Source organism: Thiobacillus denitrificans (assembly GCF_001530125.1).
Lineage (GTDB): Bacteria > Pseudomonadota > Gammaproteobacteria > Burkholderiales > Thiobacillaceae > Thiobacillus > Thiobacillus denitrificans_C.
Genome location: NZ_LDUG01000056.1, coordinates 21,944 through 24,789, shown reverse-complemented (window position 1 = coordinate 24,789; position 2,846 = coordinate 21,944). Strand labels below are relative to the sequence as shown.

Genomic DNA, 2,846 nt, shown 5'->3' with positions numbered 1-2,846 from the left:
CTGACCCGAGAAAAAGCGTAAAGCGAAGGGGCTGTGGATAGGTGGATAGCTCGCCTGACGGCGACCTTCCCACCTATCCACAGCCCCACCAAAAGCTAAATCTTTTTTGATTTCCGATTCAAGGTAAAAACCGATCGCTCAGACTCAAACCTCGATTGGAATCTACTCGAGGAACGAACCTCATGGGGTCGACCAACGTCCCCCGCCTGCTCGATCGAGTTTCCATCGTCTGGGTTGCTTCACTGACTGCTCTTGGCCAAGAAGCTGACGTGATGCGGGGGTGACAGGACGACCGCTTCGGCCGATCTTCTGCCCGACATGAAAGCACGGTGAACGCCTCTTGTAGTGCCAACACCGGACGGTGAAGGCGAGGAGCCGTCGAATGGCTGAAACGGGTCGAATTGAGAGTCAAACAGGGGAAATCTGATCCATGTTGCCAAGCCACTCAAGCTGCCTGTGCCAACGTGAAATCGACACGCACCTTGTCGAACGGGCACACGATTTTTCCACTCTCGGTTTTTTCCAGTAGGCCGATTTCCAGCAGGGTATGCACATCCCGGTGCACGGATTTGACGTCTCGTTCCAGCCTGCGGGCAACTTCGCGCAGGCTCAATTCGCCGGCACCGCTCATGGCCTCCAGTACGCCCCAGCGCTTGGGACTGATTTCTGAGAACAGCAGTTCAGGGCTGGCGTAGCTGAAGGTGGCCTGTTGCACGCGGCCGGACTTGGCGGCCTGGTGTATGCCTTTTGCACCCGTTCTGAGCGCGGCCTTCCAGGCCGGGTTGATCTCGATGACGGCGGTTTTCATGTGACTCTCCTCTCAACTTCTGCCAGAAAATCATCCAGCAGTTGGTCGATGGAAACAAAGTGGTAGACGTACTCTTTTCCATCCAGATGCTTGTGGTCGCCTTTGCCGCGTTCATTGTCGAAACCGACTATGCGTTTTCCATTCAGCATATAAACCAGGCGGTACTTGAAAGCGTGGTCGCAGGGTGGAACGGGACAGGGCAGCTTCCATATTCTCATTTCTACCAGCCCACCATTGGGCAGGCGCTGGCGATGCTGCTTGAGCAGTTCTGCCTTCATGTTGGCATTGTTGACAACAAGCTATCGGAAGTCAAGCAGCAGTTCGTTCAGCCCCGGGAACGATTTTTTTGCAGCGCCTTGCCGGTTTCAATTTCCGCTTTTCCATGTCGTAATGCGATTGAAGGTTGTGGCAGCAGACTCATCTCTCGGCCAGGGGCTGAACCTTCGCTCGATTCCGACAAGCACGCTGCTTTGCGAAGCGATCTGGAGCAGTTGTGGTCGGCGCACAATCAGGCAAGTGAGGGTTGAACCGAGGTCGAGGCCGAATGTCTTGAGGTGGTTGTCATTCGTGCTTGATCGGTTAAGGCAATTGCCGGATGGCTGCCGCTTCGAGAATTTCCACGCCCAACAAAAACGCCGCTCATTGAGCGGCGTTTTTTTACAACTGGTGCCGGCGGCCGGAATCGAACTGGCGACCTTCGCATTACGAATGCGCTGCTCTACCAACTGAGCTACGCCGGCTAAAAACAGCGCGCATTATAGCGGAATCGTCGGCCCTGTGGCAGCCTACAGCGCGGCTTTCAGGCGGGAAACCACCTTGTCGCGGCCGATCAGTTCGAGCGTCGCGTCGATCGCCGGCGTCTGCGGCTCGCCGGTCACCAGCACGCGCACCGGCATCGCCAGCTTCGGCATTTTGAGGCCGTGCGCGGCGAGGGTTTCCTTGAATGCAGTGCTGATCGCGGTGCGCTCCCAGGCCAGTGCTTCGAGGCGGGCGGCCAGCTCGGCCAGCGCGGGCAGCACTTCGGGGGTGACGTGCTGCGCCAGCAGTTCGGGCGTGGGGTGCAGGGTGCGGTAGAACAGCGTGGCGGCGTCGGCCAGTTCGACGATGGTGGCGGCGCGTTCCTTCACCAGCGCGCACACTGTCGCGAGGTCGGGGCCGTCGTCCGGATTGCCGCCGTTGCGAATGAGGAAGGGGCGGACGAGCCCGGCCAGGCGCGCGTCGTCAGCCGCCTTGATGTATTGGTGGTTGAGCCAGCGCAGTTTTTCCGTGTTGAACTGCGCGGCCGAGGGCGTGATGTGGTCGAGGTCGAACCACTGCACGAACTGTTCGCGGCTGAACAGTTCGGCGTCACCGTGCGACCAGCCGAGGCGCGCCAGGTAGTTGATCACGGCTTCCGGCAAGTAGCCTTCCTCGAAATACTGCATCACCGACACCGCGCCGTGGCGCTTCGACAGCTTGGTGCCGTCGTCGCCGAGAATCATGGATAGATGGGCGTACTGCGGCACCTCGGCGCCCAGCGCGCGCAGGATGTTGATCTGGCGCGGCGTGTTGTTGACGTGGTCGTCGCCGCGGATCACATGGGTGATCTGCATGTCCCAGTCGTCCACCACCACGCAGAAGTTGTAGGTGGGGGTGCCGTCGGCGCGCGCGATGATGAGATCGTCGAGCTCGGCGTTGGCAAACTCGATGGTGCCCTTGACCAGATCCTTCCACGCCACCGTGCCCTCGGTGGGGTTCTTGAAGCGCACCACCGGCTGCACGCCGGAAAGCGGCACCGGCAGCGATTTGCCGGATTCGGGGCGCCAGCGGCCGTCGTAACGCGGCTTTTCGCCGCGCGTGCGCTGCGCCTCGCGCATGTTGTCGAGTTCTTCCGGGCTGCAATAGCACAGATAGGCCTGCCCGCTCGCCAGCATCTGCTCGATCACTTCCTTGTAGCGATACAGGCGCTGGGTCTGGTAGAACAGGCCTTCGTCGTGATTCAGATCGAGCCAGGCCATGCCGTCGAGAATCGCCTGCACCGCCTCGGGGGTGGAGCGCG

The 2,846-nt window shown here is 60.1% G+C and carries 3 protein-coding genes and 1 tRNA gene; all 4 read right to left on the bottom strand.

What is annotated here, in order from left to right:
* Positions 1–445 precede the first annotated feature (445 nt).
* Positions 446–808: a helix-turn-helix domain-containing protein gene (locus ABW22_RS15850; RefSeq protein ID WP_157648695.1), complete on the bottom strand. Its 363-nt coding sequence runs from the start codon at positions 806–808 to the stop codon at positions 446–448.
* On the bottom strand, positions 805–1,026 hold the full coding sequence (locus ABW22_RS18180; protein WP_237763387.1) for a toxin-antitoxin system TumE family protein: 222 nt from the start codon (positions 1,024–1,026) through the stop codon (positions 805–807). Before ABW22_RS18180 ends, ABW22_RS15850 begins: the two co-directional genes overlap by 4 nt.
* Before the next feature lie 446 nt (positions 1,027–1,472).
* Positions 1,473–1,548 (bottom strand) — tRNA-Thr (locus ABW22_RS15840).
* Positions 1,549–1,593: 45 nt separating this feature from the next.
* A partial coding sequence (gene gltX / locus ABW22_RS15835) for a glutamate--tRNA ligase (RefSeq protein WP_059759096.1) occupies positions 1,594–2,846 on the bottom strand: 1,253 nt, incomplete at its 5' end.

What these genes read in the sequence shown, in the direction of transcription:
- ABW22_RS15850 (WP_157648695.1), bottom strand. Translation starts at nt 808, where the DNA reads ATGAAAACCGCCGTCATCGAGATCAACCCGGCCTGGAAGGCCGCGCTC.
- ABW22_RS18180 (WP_237763387.1), bottom strand. Translation starts at nt 1,026, where the DNA reads ATGAGAATATGGAAGCTGCCCTGTCCCGTTCCACCCTGCGACCACGCT.